We start from the raw sequence: 22,649 nt of genomic DNA, 5'->3' as shown, positions 1-22,649 counted from the left end.
TGACCAATGACCAATGACCAATGACCAATGACCAATGACCAATGACCAATGACCAATGACCAATGACCAATGACCAATGACCAATGACCAATGACTAATAGCAGCAAATGCTAGGCAGTGCTAAAATTAGCATTTCGACCTCAGAATTTATCAGCAGAGGAAACTGAACCCGCAATTTCTCGGCAACAGCCAGATTTCGGTTACTTCCTCGCCAACTAGTTGCTTAATATCTAACAACAGGAGAATGATTCTTCAACCATGATCAAACTGCGCTTGAAGCGATTCGGTAAAAAACGGGAAGCAAGTTACCGCATTGTCGCCATTAACAACCTCGCTCGCCGCGATGGCCGTCCCCTAGAAGAGTTAGGATTTTATAACCCCAGAACTGATGAAGTGCGACTGGACGTTCCTGGTATCGTCAAGCGACTACAACAAGGCGCTCAACCCACTGACACCGTTCGTCGCATTCTAGTAAAAGCTAATGTTTTTGAACAGGTCAGTGCAACAGCCGCATCATAATTTTGGAACAAAACTCCCAACAGCTAGTCCCAATTATGTTGGGCTGGTTAGGTTTTTAGTGCAGCCGTTTTTGGAATCTCCAGAGACTTTAAGCGTCGATTGTGAAATTTCTCAAGCCCTCAATCGGGTTTGGATTCGCATCGCCTTTGAAAGCACAGATAAAGGAAAAGTGTTTGGTCGAGGAGGACGCAATATTCAGGCGATTCGTACAGTAATTGCCGCAGCAGCTGCTACTGCTGGGCAATCAGTATACCTGGATATCTACGGCAGCACCACGCCAGGCCGCGAGGGCATGTCTTTTGATGAAGACACAGAAGAGCGATCGCCACCGCCGACTAGGAGAGAACCTCGTGGAAATGATGGGCCTAAACCCATTGTTAAACCCCGCCTCCGCTAGGTTAAAACTAGAGCGCAAATCTGAGCGGTTGTCGTTACCTCCGCTCAGAATTTTTGTCAGGATGGAAAGTAGCAAAAAGATTTTTGGATCTTTTTTTGGACTCTTCACCAGTAGGGGCGTACACCTGTACATCGGTGTCAACTTAAGCCTTGGCGAATGGAATAGAGCCTCCGGCACGCTGACGCGAACGCGGCTACACAAACGAAGTCCACCTCCGTGGACTAATACAAAATCAAGGATTCTCTTAACCCACGTTCGCGTAGCGTTCCGCAAGGAAAGGTGGGTAAAGCCTCGTGTAGACGCGGTTTCTAACCGCCCTTTTAACTACAGCCGATTTATTTGTTGCAAAGATTTTTCCAAAATGTAAGTAAAAAAGCTTAATTTCGCCGTTAGCGAGAAAATATCAACCTTTGTCAAATACAGATCCTCACGAATTAAGAAATACTATGGCAGGTGCTTTAACAATTCAGCTGCCGAATATTACCAGCGCGATCGCTCTGGCCGGAGATGGAGAAGAAAATCTCAAAATCCTATCTCGGCAAACAGGAGCTATTTTAGTGCTACGCGGACAGGAATTACTGATTTCTGGTACCGTTGGGCAAATTGATCTGGCTTCTCGATTAGTGCGATCGCTTGAAAACCTCTGGATTAAAGGCAATACTATTTCCAGTGCCGATATTTTAACAGCCCGCCAAGCCATAGATAGCGATCGGCAAGGGGAATTGCAAGATTTACAGCGAGATGTCCTCGCCAAAAGTCGCCGGGGTGAAGAAGTCCGCGCCAAAACCTTCCGCCAGCGTCAATATATCGACGCACTCCGTAAACGTGATCTTACCTTTGGTGTTGGGCCTGCTGGTACCGGTAAGACTTATCTCGCTGTGGTTGTCGCCGTGCAAGCACTCCTTGCGAACCAGTTTGAAAAGCTAATTTTAACTCGCCCTGCCGTGGAAGCTGGTGAAAAACTCGGTTTTTTGCCTGGAGACTTGCAGCAGAAAGTTAATCCCTATCTTCGCCCACTTTATGATGCTATTTATGAATTCATCGACCCAGAAAAAGTACCCAGTTTGATGGAACGCGGTGTGATTGAAGTCGCACCACTCGCCTATATGCGGGGACGTACCCTCAATAACGCCTTTGTAATTGTGGATGAAGCTCAAAATACTACACCCGCTCAGATGAAAATGGTTTTAACTCGTTTGGGTTTCCGTTCGCGGATGGTGATTACAGGCGACATGACACAAACTGATTTACCACTTCACCAACAATCGGGTTTAGGAGTGGCTTTACAAATTCTCAAACACGTTGAAGGCATTGCCTTTTGCGAATTTTCCCAAAAAGATGTCGTGCGCCATCCTCTAGTTCAGCGCATTGTCGCTGCTTATGAACAATACGAAAAATAGTCATTAGTCATTAGTCATTAGTCATTAGTCAAAAAAACTAACAGAGGATAATAATTTATGAGTACTACTTTGAAAGAATTTTTAGCAGCTTGCGAGACTTTGGGAACTTTGCGTTTAATTGTCACTAGCAGCGCTGCTGTATTAGAAGCACGAGGTAAAGTAGAAAAGTTATTTTATGCAGAATTGCCTAAAGGGAAGTACGCGAATATGCACACCGAAGGCTTTGAGTTTCACTTGAATATGGACAAAATTATTCAGGTAAAATTTGAAACTGGTGAAGCGAAGAGAGGTAATTTTACAACCTATGCTATTCGGTTTTTAGATGATAAACAAGAGTCTGCTTTAAGCCTATTTTTGCAATGGGGTAAACCGGGAGAATATGAACCAGGACAGGTGGAAGCTTGGCAAGGTTTACGGGAGCAGTATGGAGAAATTTGGCAACCTTTACCAGCAGAGATTTAATATTGATAATTGGTAATTGGGAAGACGTAATCTTCAATTACCAGTTATTTCATTTAGCTAAGGCAAGGTCATTAAACTAAAAAATATAGGTTTTGTTATATCAAAGTTTTAATTATGTTAGCAATCTCAGGCTGCATTGATTTACAAACTAAAAAAATATAATCAAATAAAATAGAAAAAAATACTCATACATAAATGAGTGAAAGGCAACAAGAATGATTGCCATAGTTAAAATATATAGCAGTCCTAAATCATTTGTGAAAATTTCTGTTGATTCCTCTCTCTGCGCTCTCTGCGCCTCTGCGGTTAGTTAAAACATTAGATGTCAATGTTTCATTGCCTAGTAGAATAATGAGCTAATAAACAATAGTTTAAGCATTAGACGTAGGTTGGGTGGAGCGGAGCGCAACCCAACTGATTATCAGGATGTTGGGTTACGCAAAGCCTCCACCCAACCTACAATTTTTTTTGCAACATTTTAGCCGTAGACAGTCCACTACAAGACTACCGAGGTTTTTTCAGAAATCAACTATGATTCCTATAGATAATTTTTTAGTTAATAATTAATAAAAATTAAGCACAAAATTAGTAATGCTTGCAATGAGAAAAATTTTGATTTTTTGGTTGGTTATTTCGTTTCTGCTGTGGACTGGCGAAGCTCTTGCAGGAGAGTTATCTGAACGGTTAGCAAATTTTCCCCAATGGGAAAAATTAACTTCAGCACAACCGGCTTCGGGTGATTTGGTTTACCCTGAATGGATGGCTGGTTATTGGCAAGTTACAAGTACTTTGGTAGATTTAGCTGCACCTTTAGCACCAGAGATCGTAACGCCAGGGTTTGAAGGTAATCGCCGACAATTAAATCAGCCTGTGAGTTTTGTAGTAAGATTTGTGAAACAGCAACCACATACTACTGGGTTCAAAATATTTCCTCAGATAGATTACAAATCCCCCATTCTAGTAGCAGATAGAGCGTTTAATAGCTTGAATTTGGCAAGGGCTTATTTAGGGGATGAAGCAGTGTTATTAGTGAAAGTAGATCCAGATTCACCTAATCGTCAGATTACGTTCTTGCGTAGCAGTTGCCAACTAGTTTCCATTGTGACTGCACGGGCGATCGAAACTACGCCTGATGACAAGTTCATGACTACAGAAGTGTTTCAACAACTATTCAAAGGCAGTTCACGCCCCTATTTAAACTCTGTAGAATCTACCACCGCTTATCATAAACTTCCAACAGCTAATCCGGCGATTGAGGCAGATCAAATTACTGCTGTCTATCTTTCACCCCAAGATCCAGATTACTTTAAAGCTGGCTCTCGACCAGTTGCCCTCTATCGCTATCGCCTAGAATTTGTCCCTCAAGAACTACCAACTACTCCCAAAGAGTGATTTGTCATCTAGCTATTGACTAGATTGTAATACGTTTGTAGTATATAAATTCCAAGTTTACGATCGCGCTCTTGGACGGTGTGCATCATGGCCAAATTTCAAGATATTGTCAATTACTTTCGCTCTGATTGGAAACTGAGTGTTTTCAGTATTACAACATCCAGCATTTACGAGATTATTGATTTGGTTGTCCCTTATGCGATCGGGCAGATTTTAAACGTTTTGTCTGGTCAACCGTTGGATAAACCACTTCAAAGTGCGATCGCAACTGTTTCCGACATCACCAATTACCCAGTTAATAAAACTTTATCTTTGGGTGTATTACTGGGTTTAATTTTCGTTGTCACTGTAGCGAGAGCGCCAACACAACCTTGGTTAACCCATTGGTTTCATTGGGATATATCCTTAAGGTTGCGTCGCCAGAAAGCCCAAACAGCCATAGAAAAAATTCTCACTCTCCCACTGGAATTTTATGATCAAAATAACCCCGGACGCATTGCTGGAAGAATAGCTAGAGGTCTAACTAACCACACCTATACATATCCCGAAGTTGCCGGACAGTTGATTCCTAGATTAGCTCGTGTACTGGGAATTTTCGTGTTTATCTTGCTGATTGAGTGGCGAATTGCGATTTTATATCTGATTTCCTTTGTAGTTATTCTTAGCTTGAGCTTGAGGAATTTACAGCAGATAATTTGGCACGAAAGTCTTCTGGATAAATATTCAGAAGATACGGAAAGCCGCAATTCGGAACTGATCACCAACATCAAAACGGTGAAAGCATTTGCTACAGAAGCTAACGAACTGAAACGGCAAAAGCTACGTTTGGATCGTGAACTAACGCTGGTTGAGTATCGTATCCACAAAAGTTATGTGAAACTGGCTACTTGGCAAAGGACTGTAATTCAGTTTTGCGTGTTTAGTATCCTGGGTTTGACTCTAGCAGCAACAGTACATGGGAAAATTTCTCTTGGTCACTTTATCATGACCTTAACTCTTTCTAGCATGGCTTATGCCGAATTAGAACCTATTAGCACTTTGGCAGAAGTTTTTGCCCGTCGTTATTCTTCCATGCTGCGGTTTCACGAATTTCTCCAAGAGCCAACTGCATCTGATTCAGCTAGTCTTTTAGAAGAGAGCAACCAGACAGAATCACCTTATAAATTTACTGGAAAAGTTGAGTTGTCGCACCTCAGTTTTGGATATGATGCCAACCGTCAAGTTTTGCAAGATATTAACTTGTTGATTGAGCCATACCAAACAGTGGCATTAGTGGGGCGTTCCGGTTCTGGTAAGTCTACTTTAGTGAAATTGCTGTTGCGATATTTTGAACCTCAAGAAGGTCAAATTCTGATTGATGGTCAAGATATTCGCACTTTGGATGTGGGTAAGTATAGACGAAGGCTAGCGATCGTTCATCAAGAAGTAGACGTTTTCAACGGTACTATCTTGGATAACCTCACCTACGGTAGAACGAATGCTACTTTGGAGCAGGTTCACCAAGCTTGTAAAATTGCCAGAGTCGATGAAGTAGTGCAGCAGTTACCCCAAGGTTATTACACCGTTGTGGGGGAACGAGGTGTCAGGTTATCTGGAGGACAAAGACAACGCTTGGGAATTGCTAGGGCATTGCTAGTGGAACCAGACGTGCTGATTTTTGACGAAGCCACCTCTAGTTTAGATTATGAGTCTGAGCGTTCAATTCAGCTAGCGATGCGATCGATTCAGGGAACTTGCACCACCATCGTTATTGCCCACCGTCTAAGTACAGTGCGAGAAGCCGATAAAATTGTGGTTCTGGAGCAAGGAAAGATTGTAGAAGTGGGTAGCCACAATGAACTCTTGCGTCACGAGGGTATTTACCGCCGCTTGCACTCCCTGCAAGAAACAGGAGAACTTTTGAGTTAGGCGACATAAACATTTTAGATTTTGGATTTTGGATTTTAGATTGACCCCACGAATGAATCCGCTTGATTAAATCGACCTTATTTTCAATAAGGTCGATTTTTTTCCAATTGTCCCCAACAGTAGGGGGTACGGGGGGCTACGCCTACGCCAATTATACTCTCCGTACAATCTGGTTTAAAATAATACTTATTTTAATCAATAAAAAAATTTGACATATTAATAACACAAAATTGACATAAACTAAATTAAACCTTTTGAAAAAAGCAGCAGTCTAAATTTATAAATCAGTCCAGTTAAATTGCTGAGAATCGACTCCCAAAAAATTTAACTGACTTAATCCCAGATAGTTGAACAAAGGAAAATTAGTTATGAAACGGATGCTTGCAGGTGTATTAGTTGCTTTACCACTGTTCATTGCTGCCATGCCAAAACAGGCATCAGCATTAGTAATCGATCTTGGTGGGCATCATCATCATCAAAGGTGGATTCCTGGGCATTGGGACAGAATACATCACCATAAGGTATGGATTCGCGGTCACTATGAACGTTAGTAATAAATTTAGCTAAATTCACAACCACCTCTATCCAATAATTTTTTTATTAGATAGAGGTAGTGAATTAGCATAGTTTAAATCAAGGTAACTTTGCTGGATAAATAAGTTAGTAATAAGGACTTTACTCTTTATCTTAAGCACTGAAATGCTTACTACGTACTAGGCAAAGTTACTGTGACAAGTCACAATCCTTAACCTTTAAACGTTAACACCGTTTTATTTATTATTTAGACTCCATAAAGGGAGCGGTAGAGCCGTAAATAATCCATTTTCCACTACTAGAATACTAATCAGTAATCGAAGTCTTCCAATAAGAAAAAACTAAGATTTACTCTTATCAGCTTCTTTCTGCGCCGCCTCACTGTATTTCTTATATAGTTGAGTACGAATCTTAGCTTCTTGATAACGGCTGTAGTTTTGTGGCACCGTGCCCATTAAATCTGAAGCCCGTTGCCACTTAGCAGCAATCTCTAACCACTGAGTTGAGGTTGTGGCTGTTTTGCCAGATACAGAAGCTTGGTTGGCAAGTCGCACAGATATGGCAAATGGGTCATCAGATGGCTCAGAAAGGCTATTGTTAGGAGCACGGGATGGTGTTTCGGCTTTCTTATTGCTAGTATTTTCTGTAGTTAGAGATTTGGAAGTTTCTAGTTGCATTAGGTTTTTTAGTTTATTGCCTAACTGGGCATAAACAACCCAAGCAAGCAACAACAGTGAGCATAAACCAGCTGCTGCTAATATCGTTGTTTGAGATTTATTTTTGTGTTTTTCTTTGTTAATCAGTACTAAAGGACGAGAGACTGGAGTTTTAGGAAAACTTGGTTTTCCTAATTCAGCTTGAGCTTCTGTGAAATCTTTAATTAGTTGCTTTAGAATATTAGGCTGAATTAATGTAATTTCGTGTGACCAAAGCAATTGGTTTTCGCGATCGCTATCTATTTCTTTTAACCAAAGTAATTGTTGTTCCCGAACAATTCGACTGTTGATATTGACTTTGCGAATGTGACGCGGGGTGATGGATTCAAGAATTTGCTGGATTTGTTCTACGACGGGAGATTGCTCAAGTTGCTCTACCCTAGCCGCTTCGCACAGAAGTTGTAAGACACCATTAGAAAAAATGGCTCTAGTTCTGACACCAGACTTGGCTAGCTTTTCATTCAATAGCTGAATAATCGCAGCAACGCTACCTTGTTGAGCTTGCCAAGCGATATCGTTTATTCGGTCTACCATCTGAAATTTAGTGATAGCTCTTCCACCCTGACTGATTAACGTATTCATTAATTTAGGGACTCTTTTCTACTTACCTTGATCTTGTCTTCGATTTTACGAGTAAAAAGATGAGTTGCCAAATAAAATCATAAATATAGAGCCTTGCTTCTCGGTTCGGCAAGGAGGCTCGATTGCGCTCAGTTAATTTGATATAATACATTATGATGTCTTTTAGCGATCGCCTTTTGTCAGGTTAAGTTCGGCAATGGATTCTCTGATGGTGTGAAGCACCCGCCTTCTTGCGATCGCATTCTCTATAGCTAGATAGTATCAGGGTCAACGCCAAGCGATCGTAAATGTTCCTTCAACCTTTCCACTTGCGACTGTGCTTCTTCCCTCGCCAATCTTTCCTGTTTCAGCGCCTCTGCCAACTCCTCTGGAATCAGTAACTTTTCCGCAGTGTCTTCTCGATAAAAACCAATCAGTTGCTCCTCTATTTGCAAGCGTAGCTGCAAAGGTTCACATCGGCTATCTCTAATTGGCTCATACACCTCACCTCGCAGCCGATAGCCTTGCAATTGCTCTTTAATCCACTCTCCCTTGGGGTCAAATAACCAGTATTCCAGTACCCCTAACTGCTCATACAGCGTCTTCTTGAAGCCCGTGTCCTGGTTTCTAGTACCCTCCGAGGTCATTTCAAAGATTACTACAGGCACTTGTCCCTCTTCCCAAATCTTGTAATTATCCCGACCTCCAGGAGCGACATTAAAAATTACCATTACATCTGGGGCTACCCGTAACCTCGGAAAACCCTGAGCATAATAGAGAAACTGGTTACTCAAAACCGTTGCTTGCCGATCCAGCAAATATTGCCTCAATACTTCTAAAGTTGCCAGTAAAGCACATAAATGAACATAACTTTCTGCCAATGGTTCACCATCCGAGCTTGGGTAAAAAACTTCTGTTGATTGAGAACTGGGTAAGAGGCTAGTCACGTCGCTTTGCTCCGAATTCAAAATTCAAAATTCAAAATTAACAATCCCCATACTTCGACAAGCTCAGTAACCATAAATAAATTTAGTTGCTCTGTATCATGAGTCTGTTTCGGTGATAATTAGCCACCTAGTTGAAAGGATGGGTGCATGATTATATTATCTCAGAGACTTTCGCTGATATTTCTGGAACTGCTGAGTCAACGAAGGAGGCAGGGTAGCAGGAGGAAGATTAATGAAGTCGGAAGTCGGAAGTCGGAAGTCGGAAGTACAGTTTTGTAACGGGGATAAAGACTCATTGCCACAAAACTTAAAAAGGGATTCGAAGCACGGGGTTTTAAACCCAATTTTTTGATAACTAATGCCAATGCCCAATGCCCAATGCCCCATGCCCAATGCCCCAATCTTTTTATAAGTCTATCGTTCACAAACCAAACAAAATACCTGTATCAGGATACTTTTGTGAGGAATTCTCGTTTTTTTTGCCTTTTTTCTACAATGGCAAGAATATTTAGCACTGCGATCGCTACATTAGAAGATATATAAACAAAAATCATTGTTGGTTTTTATTCATCCGCAGTTCACACAAAAACATGAGTGCAAGTACCATTATTTCCGACAATCCCCTACTTCAAGGCATTGGTTTACCTCCCTTTGCAGAGATTAAACCAGAACGAGTAGTACCAGCCTTCAATCAGTTGCTGGCAGAACTCGACCAGCAGCTTGCCATCTTAGAGGCTAGTGTAGAGCCTACTTGGAGTGGTTTAGTAGAACCCTTAGAAAAGCTGACAGAACGGCTGACTTGGAGTTGGGGGGTGGTGAATCATTTAATGGGTGTTAAAAATAGCCCAGAACTGCGCGAAGCTCATGAAATCGTACAGCCACTAGTTGTACAATTTATCAACAAGCTCGGTCAAAGTCAACCCATCTACAATGCTTTTAAAGCACTCCGTGCCAGTGATAGTTGGGCAACTTTAGAATTAGCCCAACAGCGCATTGTCGAAGCCGCCATTCGGGATGCACAACTTTCGGGTGTTGGCTTAGAAGGAGAAGCAAGAGAGCGTTTCAACGCCATACAAATGGAGTTAGCAGAACTTTCTACCAAATTCTCTAACCATGTACTTGATGCCACTAAAGCCTTCAGCTTAACCCTGACAAGACAAGCGGAAATTGACGGTTTACCACCAAGCTTAGTGAGTTTAGCAGCCCAAGTAGCTCGTGCTGCTGGCGAAAGCAACGCCACACCAGAAAATGGCCCCTGGCGGATTACTCTGGACTTCCCCAGCTATGGCCCTTTCATGCAGCACAGCACCCGTCGAGATTTGCGCGAAAAGCTCTACAAAGCTCATATCACCCGCGCTTCTGATGGCGATTTGGATAACAACCCCTTAATTGAGCGCATTTTGAAGTTGCGCCAAGAACTCGCAGATATACTCGGCTTTAAAAGTTTTGCCCAATTGAGCCTAGCTAGTAAAATGGCTCCTAACGTTGAGGCAGTCAACGCCCTGTTAGAAGAACTACGCCGCGCTAGTTATGATGCTGCTGTTAAAGACTTGGCAGAACTCAAAGCTTTTGCAGCAGCACAGGGAGCAGCAGAAGCTACGGATTTAAAACACTGGGATATCAGCTTTTGGGCGGAACGCCAACGAGAAGCAAAATTTGCCTTTACCTCTGAACAATTGCGTCCCTACTTCTCCCTTCCTCAAGTCTTAGACGGCTTATTTGGACTAGTAAAGCGGCTGTTTAGTGTTACTGTCACCTCTGCCGATGGTCAAGCACCAGTATGGCATGAGGATGTCCGTTATTTCCAAATTGCTGACGAAACTGGTTCTCCTATAGCCTACTTCTACTTAGACCCCTACAGCCGTCCAGCCGAGAAACGCGGTGGTGCTTGGATGGATGTGTGCATCAATCGGGGCAAAATCACTGAAAATGGTGTCACTGCCATCCGCTTACCTGTAGCTTATTTGGTGTGTAATCAAAGTCCTCCCGTAGATGGTAAACCTAGTTTGATGACTTTCACCGAAGTAGAGACTTTGTTCCACGAGTTTGGTCATGGATTGCACCACATGCTCACCAAGGTTGACTATTCGGGAGCCGCAGGCATCAATAATGTCGAGTGGGATGCAGTGGAACTACCTAGTCAGTTTATGGAAAACTGGTGCTATGAGCGACCCACTTTGTTTGGAATGGCGAAACATTACGAAACTGGTGAAGCCCTACCGGAGCATTATTATCAAAAGCTACTAGCGGCACGTAATTATATGAGTGGTACTGCTACGTTGCGGCAGATTCACATGAGCAGTCTTGATTTAGAACTACACTACCGCTATCGCCCTGGTAGTAATGAAACTCCCTCAGATGTGCGTCATCGCATCGCTAAGACTACTACCGTTTTACCACCACTTCCAGAAGATTCTATTTTGTGTGCTTTTGGACATATTTTTGAGGGTGGTTATGCCGCAGGCTATTACAGTTACAAGTGGGCTGAGGTACTGAGTGCTGATGCTTTTGCCGCTTTTGAAGAAGCTGGGCTAGAAGATGAAGAAGCGATAAAAGCTACAGGTCGGCGTTATCGGGATACAGTGCTGGCTCTTGGTGGCGGTCAGCATCCAATGGAGGTGTTTAAAACTTTCCGGGGTCGTGAACCAAGTACGATCGCTTTACTCAGGCACAATGGTTTAGTTAGTGCTGCTGTAAACTAAACAACACCTCTGTAGGGAGGTTGCAATGCACATACGTGTCAACTTACAGCGATTTTCAGGTAAATAAACCACAAATAGACCTCACTTCCATTCCTCTCTCCTCGTAGGAGAGAGGCTTTGATTTTCTCCCCTTCCCTTTAAATAAAGCTTTTAATGGGCGGTTAGAAGAGATTTTAGTGCAGATTAATAGTAAACTACCCACCACCAATTGCTAAGAGCAATATGGTGGGGGCGTTGTTATCGCCCAGAGTTTACCCGATTAAGTACTTTGAGTACTACGATTTTTGGGTCATCTTACCTACAAATACGAAGCTGCTGTTGTAGCACCGCAGTCGCCACAAACTCCTCCACCCCCGCAAGGCGCTGCTCTCTAAGGTTAACAGTTAAACAGAATCATTGGGTTTGAGTCAGTGCTGTTAGCGTAAAAAGCCTTTAAATCATTGTCCAGGCTAACTTTACCCGCAAGGAGGGGCAGAAATGTCCAAAGTATTTGTAATTGATTCCGAGAAACGACCATTAAATCCAATTCATCCAGCCCAAGCGAGGCAATTACTAAGAAACAAAAAAGCGGCAATTTATAGACAATTCCCATTCACTTTGATTCTTGCTGAATCGCTCTCAGAAACTCCTGTATCACCACTAAGATTAAAAGTTGATCCTGGTGCGAAAGTAACTGGAATTGCATTAGTCAACGACGCAAGTGGAGAGGTTATATTTGCAGCAGAATTAAAACACAGAGGTTTCGCAATTCGAGATGCTTTAACATCTAGACGACAATTAAGACGTAGTAGACGAGCAAGGAAAACTCGTTACAGGCAACCGAGATTTCTGAATAGAACCCGTCCACCAGGATGGTTGACACCAAGCTTGCAAAGTCGTGTTGACAATATCAAAACGCTCGTTGATAAGTTATGCCGATTTGCACCGATTGTAGCTATTAGTCAAGAACTAGTTCGCTTTGATATGCAACTGATACGCGATCCGAATATTCAGGGTAAGGAGTATCAACAGGGGACACTTCAGGGTTTTGAGACTCGTGAGTACTTGCTTGAAAAGTGGAATAGACAATGCGCTTACTGTAGCGTAAAAGATGTTCCACTTCAGATTGAACACATTCATCCAAGAGCCAAAGGAGGCTCTAACTCAATCACAAATCTTACTTTAAGTTGTGAAAAATGCAATATCAAAAAAGGAGTTAAAGATATTAAAGATTTTTTGAAAAAAGACCCAGGATTATTATCAAAAATTCTGACGCAAGCTAAACGTCCTTTAGCTGATGCAGCCGCAGTTAATTCTACTCGTTGGGCATTGTTTAGAGTTTTAGAAGCAACTGGACTACCAGTAGAAACGGGTTCAGGAGGTCTAACAAAGTTTAATCGTAGTCAGCAAAAATTAGAAAAGACTCATTGGCTAGATGCTTGTTGTGTTGGTAAATCAACTCCTAAATTGATAATTAAAGGCGTTAAACCATTGTTAGTTGCAGCTAATGGACATGGTTCTAGGCAGTCTTGTAGAACCGATAAGTTCGGTTTCCCAAGTCGGCACATACCTAGAGAAAAAATACATTTTGGCTTTCAAACTGGTGACATTGTTAAAGCAATTGTTACTACTGGTAAAAAGATTGGTAATTATGTTGGAAAAGTGGCTATTCGTTCATCAGGGAGTTTCAATGTTTCTACTAAAAATGGATTAGTTCAAGGAATATCGCACAAATTTTGTAACCCTATTCATGCAAAAGATGGTTACTCGTATGCAATTTAAGCTTCTTAAATTGGGAATTACTCAACTATCTCCTGATTTTTTTGTGCTAACCCACAAAATCAATCACAAGATGTTTCGTAATTCCCCCTCCATTCCTGAGCCAGCGCGTTGGGCGGCTCTGCCGACTTGTAGCGACTGGCGTCCCGCCACTGATTCGGAGTACCGAATGCAGTGGGAGTCTCCTGGAGGTTTTAGATGAATTATGGCAGGATGTGGTTTAGTTAGCCGCATCAAAAATCTGTTGTGCAGTTAAATTTAATTGGGGAAAGGTAGGTGATAAAATCGCGGTATTACCTTGAAACGGTGTCATTTGATATTCACCATCAACTAATTCGCATACAAAAATAGTGGATTGTTTGGGATTGCCGATGAATTTTCTTGCACCCAACGCAGCATAATCAGCAATCCAATATTCAGGAATGCCCATTTCTTCATAATCCCTAAATTTATTATAGTAATCATCTCGCCAGTTAGTTGAAACAACTTCAATAACTATTGGAACCGATGCGGCTTGGCTTACTGTTGACTGTTTTTGAAAAAGCGGTTCATTATCGAGATTATCAAGATTTAGCAGCAACACATCAGGCGAATAAGCGGATTCGGCAGAAGGAGTTTTGACTAATGCGGTTTTGGGTATAGTGTAGGGAAGGTTCAGGCGATCGAACTCGACAGTTAGCTTACGGGCTATAAATCCTACAACTTTTTCATGCGCTCCGGTTGGGGATGGCATTTCAACAATTACTCCTTTGTGCAATTCATAGCGTTTACCATCGTTGGGATACCATTCGCTAAACTCATCGAAGGTGAGTAATTTAGGCAAGGCTTGGGTCATAATCTTACCTCCACATCTGTGCTTTCTCAAGTCAAGTAAGGTGGGCATTGCCCACCCTACTTAGACAATTATTTAGTTTACTAAGACTTTGGTTTATATGTGGAAGCAACGTGCAATTCTTTCAATTGTTTAGCATCTACACTCGACGGCGCATCTGTTAACAAACAACGCGCTTGTTGTGTCTTCGGAAAAGCTATGACATCTCGAATGGATTCTTCTCCTGCTAGCAACATCACCAAACGATCTAAACCGTAGGCAATGCCACCATGCGGCGGTGTACCATATTCAAATGCTTCTAAGAGAAAACCAAATTTACTTTGTGCTTCTTCAGGAGATAAACCGATGGCTTCAAATACTTGCTGTTGAATTTCTCGCTGATAAATTCGCAGACTTCCGCCGCCAACTTCCACGCCATTAAGTACTAAGTCGTAAGCTTGGGCGCGTGCAGTCTTTAAGTCGCTCAAATCATCAGGATGCGGTGCTGTAAATGGGTGGTGTAGTGCTTCTAGACGCTTTTCGTCAGCATTCCACTCGAACATCGGGAAATCTGTAATCCAGAGTAAGTTGATTTTTTCTGGATCAATTAAGCCAAATTCTTTAGCGATCGCTTGGCGTAATCTATCTAATGTTTTATTAACTGTAGCAGCATCACCAGCCCCAAACAACAGCAAATGTCCAGCTTTTGCACCTGTGCGGTGTAAAATTTCTTGTTTTTGTGCAACGCTTAGGTTGTCTTTAATCGCGCCAATGGTGTCAATTTCGCCATCATCCCTAACTCGGATATAAGCTAAACCTCTAGCACCGGCTTCGCTGGCTTCTTTAAATAAGTCGCCGCCTGGTTTAATGCGGACATTAGAAATTACATCGTTACCGTTAGGAATGGGCAAGATTTTGACAATACCACCATTAATAACAGTGTCCCGAAAGACTTTGAAACCAGAGTCTTTGACAATATCTGAGACATCAACTAATTCCAAACCATAGCGGGTATCTGGTTTATCACTACCGTAGCGTTCCATCCCCTCAGCGTAAGTGAGACGGGGGAAAGGGCGCTGTAACTCAATTCCTTTAACTGTTTTGAAGATATGCCAAACTAACTTCTCGTTTAGTTCGATAATTTCTTCTTGGGACATGAAGCTCATTTCCATGTCCAACTGGGTGAATTCTGGTTGTCTGTCGGCGCGTAAATCTTCATCACGAAAGCAACGGGCAATCTGATAATATCTGTCTAAGCCGGATACCATCAGCAATTGTTTAAATAGCTGGGGTGATTGCGGCAAAGCATACCACTCACCAGGATTGACGCGACTGGGTAGAACATAATCCCGCGCCCCTTCTGGGGTAGAACGGGTAAGTATTGGGGTTTCGACTTCGATAAAACCTTCCAAATCTTCTAGATAACGACGCATGGCTTTGACAATTTGATGACGCAGTTGCAAATTTTGCGCCATGCGATCGCGTCTTAAATCCAAATAACGATATTTTAGCCGCAAGTCTTCCCGCACTGTCTCGGTGTCAGCGACGGAAACTTGGAAAGGTAACTGTTTGCGAACAGCATTGAGTAGTTGAATTTTATCGGCGTAGATTTCCACCTCGCCTGTTGGAATGCGGGTATTCAGCGATTCTTCGGGACGTTGTGTTACTCTACCAGTAATTTCGACAACATATTCATTTCGCAGGGCGTTCGCCTGCTCATAAGAATCTGGGGTGCGTAGCGGATCGCTGACGATTTGGACAATTCCAGAGCGATCGCGTAAATCTAAAAATATCACACCACCGTGATCGCGGCGACGGTCTATCCATCCGTAAAAGGTAACAGTTTCTCCAATATGTTCTTTTCGGAGTTCGCCGCAATAGTGAGTTCGCATAAGTGTTAGTTCTGTTTGTCTGGGCTAGATTGGCAAGAAAATGTCAAAGCCTTCCCATTATCTAGCATCAATAGTAATTGTAGTAGCTCTGGTGCAATAAAAAATCAAATGATCTCACATTATATAGATAAAATAACCCATAATACCGCAAGGGTGAGTTTTACCTATTTTTACGAATTGTGATGCGTAAAGCCCCCGTCCATTTATGCGGGGGATATAAGCGGATGGCTGAAATTTATTCAGCCGTTAATGGTAAGGGACTTCCAAGAAATAAATTATCCAAAAAACGTCGGACTTACGCATTGACAAACATAACCAAATGTGAATTACCTCTCATTACAAGGCAGAGCCTTGTAATGCTCTTGTGGGAGGGCTGCTGCCTCCTGTCAAACTGGGAGGCAGCAGCCCTCCGAGCGATCGCATTCCCAGGCAGAGCCTGGGAACAAGGCAGGGCAAGACTTTTATCTTAATAAGCTTGATATGCACATGATAAGTTGATGTGCAGCTAAATTGTATAACACGAAAACCCAAAAATATTGTAGTGCGGGCAACATGAGCGCGTCCAATATACAAATTAAATACGCAACAGCTTACTCAATCTTCTTTAAAAGTTTTGGGCGATGACGATCTCACAAATCCGTCATTAACCTTGCCTTGCGGAGCAAGAATTGCAGTACAGTTTCTTCGCGGGTAATAATATCAACTCTGCCATCCATACCCAATTGAATTTGACATTTCTTTGTAGTGCGACCTAAAGCAAGTTTTTCTGGCTCAATTGTGACTTCGTAAAAAGCACCTACAGCAGTTGCTTTGGGTGTAGAATCTGTATCAGCATTTGCATCGTTTTTTTGCGGACTAGCAGCATCTGGAGCGATCGCTTTCACTTTGCCTTTGAGAGTGCCATAATCGGGATAAGGACAAGCTGTGACTCGCATTTGGACTTTTTGACCAATTTTTACCTTACTTTTAGCCTCAGATGCGATCGCTGCTTTGATAACTAAAGGCGCATGACTAGGAACAATTTGGATAACTTCCTCCCCTACCCGGAGAGTTTGACCAGGGTTTCTCAAATTTAGCTTGGAAATAATCCCGTCTGCTGTAGCGGTAATAGTAGTTTGCTTCAGATCGATTTCAGCTTGCTTGAGTTCGTTCTCTTGGCGCTCTAATTGTTTTTCAGTTTCAATTTTCTCCTTTATAAGAGTTTGACGTTCTCTTTCTAAGGTTGCTTTATTCACTTCCCCAGAGGCTTTTTCTTCAGCAATGCGTTCAGTTGCCATTGCTACATCTGCATTGCTGGGATTGAGAGCTGCTTGAGCGCGAGATCGTTTAGCAATAGCCCCATTAACAGCTTGTTTTAGCCGTTCATTTGTTTTTTCTTGGGCTTTATAAGTTGCTTTTAGCGCCTGTACAGCTTGTTCCTGCTGTTTCACAGCCAATTGTACCTCTTCAAGTTGATCGCGGGATAATGCCCCTTGTTTAGCAGCACTGTCATATCGATTCTGCTTTGATGTCGCTGCTCCTAAAGCCGCCTCAGTAGCGTATAAGTTAGCTAGTGCTGATTGTAACTGTGCTTGCCCTGCATATAATTCTTCTTGGGCCATTTTGACGTTGGCTGATGCTTCTTGGAGTTCAGTGATACTGGTAATATTTTTGTCTTGATGATCGCGATCGCGTCCCTTCAATTCCGCTTTCGCAGAGGCGATAGTCCGATTAGTGCGATCGCTTTGGGCACGAATTTGACTATCTATTGCATTCATTTGAGGAACGGTTTGAATTAGTTGTAACCTAGCTTGTTGAATATTGGTTTGCAACTCGTTTTTTTTGGTTTGCAGTCGAGAGTCATCAATAGTGGCAATTCTATCTCCTTTTTGCAGCGTTTGATTTTCTTTAACGTAAATCTGCATTACCTGTCCTTCGATCGCAGCCTGCACAATTGGCAATTCACCCGCAGGACGGACAACAGCTTGCCCTTTGACCGTAACTTTATATTTAACAACCGCAGCCACAGGAACAGCTAACGACAACACAAACACGATAAATAGTCCGCCAAATGTAGTCCAACGGCTAATTGGTGGGAGAAAGTCGTTATCTTGAAGTGGGGGTAAAAAATTGGTTTTAGAGTTACTAATCATAAATGCTGAGTTGATGTAAAATTACCATTGAAGAAGAATTCAGAATTCAGGAGTCAGAATTCAGGAGCGGAGCCGGAGACAAACGACAAGCTCCGGTCAGAATCAAGACTTCGGCAAGTGTTACAGTGAGCTTGCGTTTCCCCTGCCATCAGTGGGGGATTCAGACTCACTACTGATAGCGCAGCGTAAAGCCTTTTCTTCTCCCAAGGGGAGACGCACTCGCGTTCGAGAGGCTTGTCTGCGACACGCCTCTCGTTCGCCAACTGCATAGCTTCGCTTAGAGCGAGTCATACAGAATACCCAACTGAATTCTGACTCCTGACTCCTGAATTCTGTTTTGATAACCATTAACTAATTCCGAATAACTAAAGAAGATTTAAACCCATTCTTAGAAGGAGAAATCTCATCAATAAAGCTTAAATGCTCTCCAGTAATATGACGTAATTCTTCTGGAGTCCCTTGAATTTTTAAGCGTCCATCTTCAAGCAACACAATCCAATCAGCCCGTTTGATAACTTGAGGACGGTGGCTAATCATAATTGTGGTTTTGCCTTGACGGTGAGCAAGTAATCTATCCAAAACTTGAGTTTCGCTTATTGGGTCAAGAGCGCCTGTAGATTCATCTAAAATTAATATAGGTGGGTCAGTAACAATTGCTCTAGCGATCGCTAATCTCTGCCTTTGTCCGCCAGAAAGATTTGCACCAAATTCGCCTAAAACAGTTTGATATTTATCGGGTAATTTACTAATGAATTCATCTGCACCAGCAATATGGCAAGCTTTGACTATCTCTTCAAAACTAATGTGGGGATAACTAAAGCGAAAATTTTCAACAATCGAACGGCTCCAAAAATGAGGTTCTTGGGGAACTAATACGACTTGCTGTCGCAAACACTCTAAAGATAAGTCTTGCTGGTTGTATAAGCCATAACGGATATTACCAGATTGGACTTGATATAAACCAGTAATTAATTTGCCAAGGGAGCTTTTGCCACAGCCAGATTGACCGATTAAGGCTATTACTTGACCACCAGGGATAGTTAAAGAAAAATTTTCTAACAGGTCAGTTCTACCAGCATGGTGAAAGTTAACTTGAGAACAAGTAATATCTGCATTCCCAGGAATTTCTGCCCAAGGTTTTTTAAAGTCATTTTCATCTTCTGGGGTAGCATCTATCACTTCTGTCAAGCGTTGAACGACAATTTGAGCAGTGATAAATTGATCAATTAGCCCGACTACTGACGATAAAAACCCAAGAAAGCTGCCACTCATCCCACTGTATGCCAGCAGTTGACCGATGGATAATGTCTGATTAATCACCAAGCTAGAACCTAACCAGAGTATGCCAATACTCGTCAATTTGGAAAGAATACTCGTGACTGTGCTGCTGTAAAGCCCCAACTTCATCGTAGTCCAGCCTAAGTTAGCAATCCGACCAAAATTTGTCTGATACTCTTGCCAAGCTTGTTCTGTAGCTTGGGTGGTTTTGAGGACTTGAACACCGTGAAAGGTTTCGACTAAAAAGCCTTGATTTTCCGTACCTTTAACGATCAGGCTGCGGGTTTTCCGGCGCAAGGCGGGAAGAAAAAGCAGGTTGACTCCTGTGACGATGACAAAGGCGGCGAGGGAAGCTAAAGTAAGTGCCCAACTATAGAAAAGCATGAAACCCAAGGAAACCAGAGCCACAAAAAATTGACTGGGTAAACCAAGGACAATTTGGGAAACTAGACTATTGATGGTATGAACATCTGCAATCCGGCTAACGACTTCTCCACTGCGACGTGCTTCAAAATATGATAGGGGTAAGCGCAACAGTTTTCGACCGTATTCTAGAATTAGCCCGTATTGCAACCGTTGACCAAAATGACCAATCAGGTGAGATTGTACCAAACCAATGGCATTTTGAATTAGGTTCATGACAATGGCGCCAATTGCCACCGTTGTTAGCAGTTGGGTATCTCCCCGCACTAGCACGTCATCGGTGAGAAGTTGCATCATTAAAGGGGAGGCGAGGGACAACAGCCCGATCGCAAAGTTGATGGCGATCGCCTGAATCAGCAGGTTACGATAGGGTAATATTCGGGCAATAAAGCGCCCAAAACCGCCAATTTTATCTTCTGCTTGCTCATAGAAGCGGCTGTCATCTGGCATCAGCAGCAGCATCACACCATCACTCCAACCCGCCATTAACTCTTTTAAGCTGAGATAACGGATACCAACTGCGGGGTCAGAGATAATACATTTTTTCCCTTTTAGCCCGTAAAATACTACCCAGTGGTAGCCTTTCCAGTGAATGATCGCAGGCAAGGGAACTTCATTTAATTTCTCAAGTACTTCTGCGGTGGCTTGGACTTGACGAGCATGGAATCCCAGTGTTTCTGCTCCCCGTCTCAAACCTAGTAGTGTGGTTCCCCGCGAACCAGTGCCTACTGCTTCTCGCACGCGGTTCATGGCAAAGGTGCGTCCGTAGTGTTTGGAAACAGTGGCAAGGCTTGCAGCACCACAGTCTTCCTCACTGTGTTGCAGTACGCTTTGGTATTTCATTGTTCAATGATTAAAGTAAGTAAACAGTGAATAGTTATCAGTCAAAAGTGAATAACTACTAACTGAGTTATTGATATTCTTAAAGTAACTGATAGCTAAACACTGTTAATACTATCTAAGAAATGTATACTCGAAGGTAGCTTTACCATTGCGTAAAATTCCTTTATCTATCGTGTAGGATAGTTGAATCTATCCTACACGATAGAGTGAACTTATACTGTCGTTTGAAATGTCCCCTGGGAGACTAGAGTATAGTTCCCTCTATCCTGCACGATAGAGGGAACTTATATCGTCGTTTGCAATACCCTCTGGGAGACTAGAGTTCTGTCAAATTCATTTTGACGGGTTGGTAGTGTGAGCGTCTCGCTCACGACGCGAGCAAGATGCTCGCACTACCCATGAATTTAAGCTTGACAGACTACTAGAGTATACTCTGCGATCCTGATTTTTCTCTGTTTCAGTACCGTTAGCAATATCCCTGAAAATTACACATTACGGAAAGCGGAAGTGATTGCGTCGTTGTTATGCCCAAGATTGTATAATCCTGGGGCCAGCAGACCAGTATTGTCGCCACCATAGCCTTGGTCTTGAAAGAAACTCCATGTACCTCGTACAACCCTAATAGATGAGGTTTGATCGTTGAACGTGGTATCCTGCCCGCCTAGAAGCCCGATGTTGGAAACACCATCACCAGTTACTGCATTCACGCCTAGCGACTGTCCCTGGCCGTCTGGATCTTTATACAAAATTACATCTGCATCACTACCAGGACCGCTGAGAAATCCTTCACCACCACTACAGCTAGCAGCTACCTCATCGTTAAGTTCCTTGACTGCGCTCAAGTTTAATTGGGCTAATGTGTTGTTGTTCATATCTACTCCGTTGTTGTTGATCTTAGACATTGTTGATCTCCGAAATTTCAAATTTGAGCTTGAACTGAAGGTTAATAGAACTTACGCATTGACAGAAAGACAATTATGTAAATAAGGTGTAACCTTCTTTCTTACATGCTTCTGTGACTGCGATATTTCCTGTTTGCCTCACAACTACAAGAATAAATCCAAGTCAGCTAAGAAAGCATCGTCATGAGCGGAAACTACATTTCCAATTTTGGAAATAGGAGCGAAGGAAAACTTCTTAACCCTACAAGTAGCGCTCACGCATACTACTGTCTATTTGTATAGTGCGTAAGTCCTAGTTAAAACCAATTCTCCATGACGATGCACTTAATATTTCTTAGACGAACCGCAAAGTACGCATTACTTTGATGGTAAATAGATCCGCGCTGTAGGGGTTTAGCACTGCGCTTTACCCTTACGACAGATGCGGTTTTTTCCATCACATATATTTGGTATTTTCTGTTAATGCGTAAGTTGTATTAACTAGCAAATTGGGTCTTAGTGAGTAATGTTGCAAGTAGACGTAGGTTGGGTGGAGCGGAGCGCAACCCAACTGATTATCAGGATGTTGGGTTACGCTTTGCCTCCACCCAACAAAGCAATTTTTTTGCAACTTTGATGGTAAATAGATCCGCGCTGTAGGGGTTTAGCACTGCGCTTTACCCTTACGACAGATGCGGTTTTTTCCATCACATATATTTGGTATTTTCTGTCAATGCGTAAGTTGTATTAAGCTAATCGGCATTGAAGTTGCATAATTAGGGCGGGCAAGATGCCCACCCCACAAGATATTTAGAAAATTGCAATATGCAAATTAGATGTGTTTTAGCTTAACTAGCAAATTGGGTCTTAGTGAGTAATGTTACGAGGTAGACCGCTCCCATAAGTTCGGGAACCGCTCCCGTCACGAGGTAGACCGCTCCCATAAGTTCGGGAACCGCTCCCGTAGCGAGGTAGACCGCTCCCATAAGTTCGGGAACCACTCCCGTCACGAGGTAGACCGCTCCCATAAGTTCGGGAACCACTCCCGTCACGAGGTAGACCGCTCCCATAAGTTCGGGAACCACTCCCGTCA

The 22,649-nt window shown here is 42.7% G+C and carries 19 protein-coding genes; 10 read left to right on the top strand and 9 right to left on the bottom strand.

Going from position 1 to position 22,649, the window contains the following annotated elements; translation table 11 throughout:
- Positions 1–258: 258 nt before the first annotated feature.
- The 7 genes from rpsP (at position 259) to V7K27_RS20390 (ending at position 6,629) form a co-directional block, all read left to right on the top strand.
- Complete coding sequence (rpsP, locus tag V7K27_RS20420) at positions 259–519, top strand: 30S ribosomal protein S16 (RefSeq protein WP_012409382.1); 261 nt, start codon at positions 259–261, stop codon at positions 517–519.
- Entirely contained in the window at positions 482–916 is a 435-nt protein-coding gene (locus tag V7K27_RS20415; RefSeq protein WP_334949912.1) for a KH domain-containing protein, read from the top strand. The genes rpsP and V7K27_RS20415 overlap by 38 nt, the downstream gene beginning before the upstream one ends.
- Before the next feature lie 446 nt (positions 917–1,362).
- Positions 1,363–2,316 (top strand): PhoH family protein, encoded by a 954-nt coding sequence (locus V7K27_RS20410; protein ID WP_334949911.1) that lies wholly within the window; start codon positions 1,363–1,365, stop codon positions 2,314–2,316.
- A 57-nt stretch (positions 2,317–2,373) separates the two neighbouring features.
- Positions 2,374–2,778 carry a ChuX/HutX family heme-like substrate-binding protein gene (locus tag V7K27_RS20405; RefSeq protein WP_334949910.1) on the top strand — a complete coding sequence of 135 codons (405 nt, stop codon included), beginning with the start codon at positions 2,374–2,376 and terminating at the stop codon, positions 2,776–2,778.
- Between the two features lie 591 nt (positions 2,779–3,369).
- Positions 3,370–4,170 (top strand): DUF6816 family protein, encoded by an 801-nt coding sequence (locus V7K27_RS20400; protein ID WP_334949909.1) that lies wholly within the window; start codon positions 3,370–3,372, stop codon positions 4,168–4,170.
- Positions 4,171–4,257: 87 nt separating this feature from the next.
- Positions 4,258–6,078, top strand: coding sequence for an ABC transporter ATP-binding protein (locus tag V7K27_RS20395; protein WP_334949908.1), 1,821 nt, complete (start codon positions 4,258–4,260; stop codon positions 6,076–6,078).
- 368 nt (positions 6,079–6,446) lie between these two features.
- Entirely contained in the window at positions 6,447–6,629 is a 183-nt protein-coding gene (locus tag V7K27_RS20390; protein WP_292796802.1) for a hypothetical protein, read from the top strand.
- 324 nt (positions 6,630–6,953) lie between these two features.
- Here V7K27_RS20390 and V7K27_RS20385 read toward each other — a convergent pair whose 3' ends face one another.
- Together V7K27_RS20385 and V7K27_RS20380 are read right to left on the bottom strand one after the other, a co-directional pair.
- Positions 6,954–7,910, bottom strand: a complete 957-nt coding sequence (locus V7K27_RS20385; RefSeq protein WP_334949907.1) for a hypothetical protein — start codon at positions 7,908–7,910, stop codon at positions 6,954–6,956.
- A 251-nt stretch (positions 7,911–8,161) separates the two neighbouring features.
- A complete protein-coding gene (locus tag V7K27_RS20380) occupies positions 8,162–8,836 on the bottom strand; it encodes a Uma2 family endonuclease (protein WP_334949906.1) in 675 nt (224 codons plus the stop codon).
- 590 nt (positions 8,837–9,426) lie between these two features.
- Between V7K27_RS20380 and V7K27_RS20375 the strand changes: the two genes are divergently transcribed.
- The 3 genes from V7K27_RS20375 (at position 9,427) to V7K27_RS20365 (ending at position 13,498) form a co-directional block, all read left to right on the top strand.
- Entirely contained in the window at positions 9,427–11,538 is a 2,112-nt protein-coding gene (locus V7K27_RS20375) for a M3 family metallopeptidase (RefSeq protein WP_334949905.1), read from the top strand.
- Positions 11,539–12,015: 477 nt separating this feature from the next.
- A complete protein-coding gene (iscB, locus tag V7K27_RS20370) occupies positions 12,016–13,299 on the top strand; it encodes an RNA-guided endonuclease IscB (RefSeq protein ID WP_334949904.1) in 1,284 nt (427 codons plus the stop codon).
- Positions 13,289–13,498 (top strand): hypothetical protein, encoded by a 210-nt coding sequence (locus tag V7K27_RS20365; protein ID WP_334949903.1) that lies wholly within the window; start codon positions 13,289–13,291, stop codon positions 13,496–13,498. Before iscB ends, V7K27_RS20365 begins: the two co-directional genes overlap by 11 nt.
- Before the next feature lie 18 nt (positions 13,499–13,516).
- Here V7K27_RS20365 and V7K27_RS20360 read toward each other — a convergent pair whose 3' ends face one another.
- From V7K27_RS20360 to V7K27_RS20330, 7 genes are all read right to left on the bottom strand, one after another.
- A complete protein-coding gene (locus tag V7K27_RS20360; RefSeq protein ID WP_334949902.1) occupies positions 13,517–14,131 on the bottom strand; it encodes a Uma2 family endonuclease in 615 nt (204 codons plus the stop codon).
- Positions 14,132–14,211: 80 nt separating this feature from the next.
- Positions 14,212–15,999, bottom strand: a complete 1,788-nt coding sequence (aspS, locus tag V7K27_RS20355; protein WP_334949901.1) for an aspartate--tRNA ligase — start codon at positions 15,997–15,999, stop codon at positions 14,212–14,214.
- Between the two features lie 629 nt (positions 16,000–16,628).
- Positions 16,629–18,131 (bottom strand): HlyD family efflux transporter periplasmic adaptor subunit, encoded by a 1,503-nt coding sequence (locus tag V7K27_RS20350; protein ID WP_334949900.1) that lies wholly within the window; start codon positions 18,129–18,131, stop codon positions 16,629–16,631.
- 120 nt (positions 18,132–18,251) lie between these two features.
- Positions 18,252–18,479 carry a hypothetical protein gene (locus tag V7K27_RS20345; protein WP_334949899.1) on the bottom strand — a complete coding sequence of 76 codons (228 nt, stop codon included), beginning with the start codon at positions 18,477–18,479 and terminating at the stop codon, positions 18,252–18,254.
- Positions 18,480–18,482: 3 nt separating this feature from the next.
- The gene (locus tag V7K27_RS20340) at positions 18,483–20,675 is read right to left on the bottom strand and encodes a peptidase domain-containing ABC transporter (RefSeq protein WP_334949898.1); all 2,193 of its coding nucleotides are present in this window, start codon (positions 20,673–20,675) and stop codon (positions 18,483–18,485) included.
- Between the two features lie 485 nt (positions 20,676–21,160).
- Positions 21,161–21,577 carry a beta/gamma crystallin-related protein gene (locus V7K27_RS20335; protein ID WP_334949897.1) on the bottom strand — a complete coding sequence of 139 codons (417 nt, stop codon included), beginning with the start codon at positions 21,575–21,577 and terminating at the stop codon, positions 21,161–21,163.
- Positions 21,578–22,423: 846 nt separating this feature from the next.
- The coding region (locus V7K27_RS20330; protein ID WP_334949896.1) for a hypothetical protein at positions 22,424–22,649 on the bottom strand (226 nt) is incomplete at its 5' end.

Origin of the sequence: Nostoc sp. (genome assembly GCF_036919575.1) — a bacterium.
GTDB lineage: Bacteria > Cyanobacteriota > Cyanobacteriia > Cyanobacteriales > Nostocaceae > Nostoc.
The sequence above is the reverse complement of the archived record's forward strand: the minus strand, read 5'-3'. Positions and strand labels throughout refer to the sequence as shown.

Bases quoted from the DNA above. Each gene is read 5' to 3' on its own strand.
- rpsP (WP_012409382.1), top strand. From the start codon at position 259: ATGATCAAACTGCGCTTGAAGCGATTCGGTAAAAAACGGGAAGCAAGT.
- V7K27_RS20415 (WP_334949912.1), top strand. From the start codon at position 482: ATGTTTTTGAACAGGTCAGTGCAACAGCCGCATCATAATTTTGGAACA.
- V7K27_RS20410 (WP_334949911.1), top strand. From the start codon at position 1,363: ATGGCAGGTGCTTTAACAATTCAGCTGCCGAATATTACCAGCGCGATC.
- V7K27_RS20405 (WP_334949910.1), top strand. From the start codon at position 2,374: ATGAGTACTACTTTGAAAGAATTTTTAGCAGCTTGCGAGACTTTGGGA.
- V7K27_RS20400 (WP_334949909.1), top strand. From the start codon at position 3,370: ATGCTTGCAATGAGAAAAATTTTGATTTTTTGGTTGGTTATTTCGTTT.
- V7K27_RS20395 (WP_334949908.1), top strand. From the start codon at position 4,258: ATGGCCAAATTTCAAGATATTGTCAATTACTTTCGCTCTGATTGGAAA.
- V7K27_RS20390 (WP_292796802.1), top strand. From the start codon at position 6,447: ATGAAACGGATGCTTGCAGGTGTATTAGTTGCTTTACCACTGTTCATT.
- V7K27_RS20385 (WP_334949907.1), bottom strand. From the start codon at position 7,910: ATGAATACGTTAATCAGTCAGGGTGGAAGAGCTATCACTAAATTTCAG.
- V7K27_RS20375 (WP_334949905.1), top strand. From the start codon at position 9,427: ATGAGTGCAAGTACCATTATTTCCGACAATCCCCTACTTCAAGGCATT.
- iscB (WP_334949904.1), top strand. From the start codon at position 12,016: ATGTCCAAAGTATTTGTAATTGATTCCGAGAAACGACCATTAAATCCA.
- V7K27_RS20365 (WP_334949903.1), top strand. From the start codon at position 13,289: ATGCAATTTAAGCTTCTTAAATTGGGAATTACTCAACTATCTCCTGAT.
- V7K27_RS20360 (WP_334949902.1), bottom strand. From the start codon at position 14,131: ATGACCCAAGCCTTGCCTAAATTACTCACCTTCGATGAGTTTAGCGAA.
- aspS (WP_334949901.1), bottom strand. From the start codon at position 15,999: ATGCGAACTCACTATTGCGGCGAACTCCGAAAAGAACATATTGGAGAA.
- V7K27_RS20350 (WP_334949900.1), bottom strand. From the start codon at position 18,131: ATGATTAGTAACTCTAAAACCAATTTTTTACCCCCACTTCAAGATAAC.
- V7K27_RS20345 (WP_334949899.1), bottom strand. From the start codon at position 18,479: ATGGTTATCAAAACAGAATTCAGGAGTCAGGAGTCAGAATTCAGTTGG.
- V7K27_RS20340 (WP_334949898.1), bottom strand. From the start codon at position 20,675: ATGAAATACCAAAGCGTACTGCAACACAGTGAGGAAGACTGTGGTGCT.
- V7K27_RS20335 (WP_334949897.1), bottom strand. From the start codon at position 21,577: ATGTCTAAGATCAACAACAACGGAGTAGATATGAACAACAACACATTA.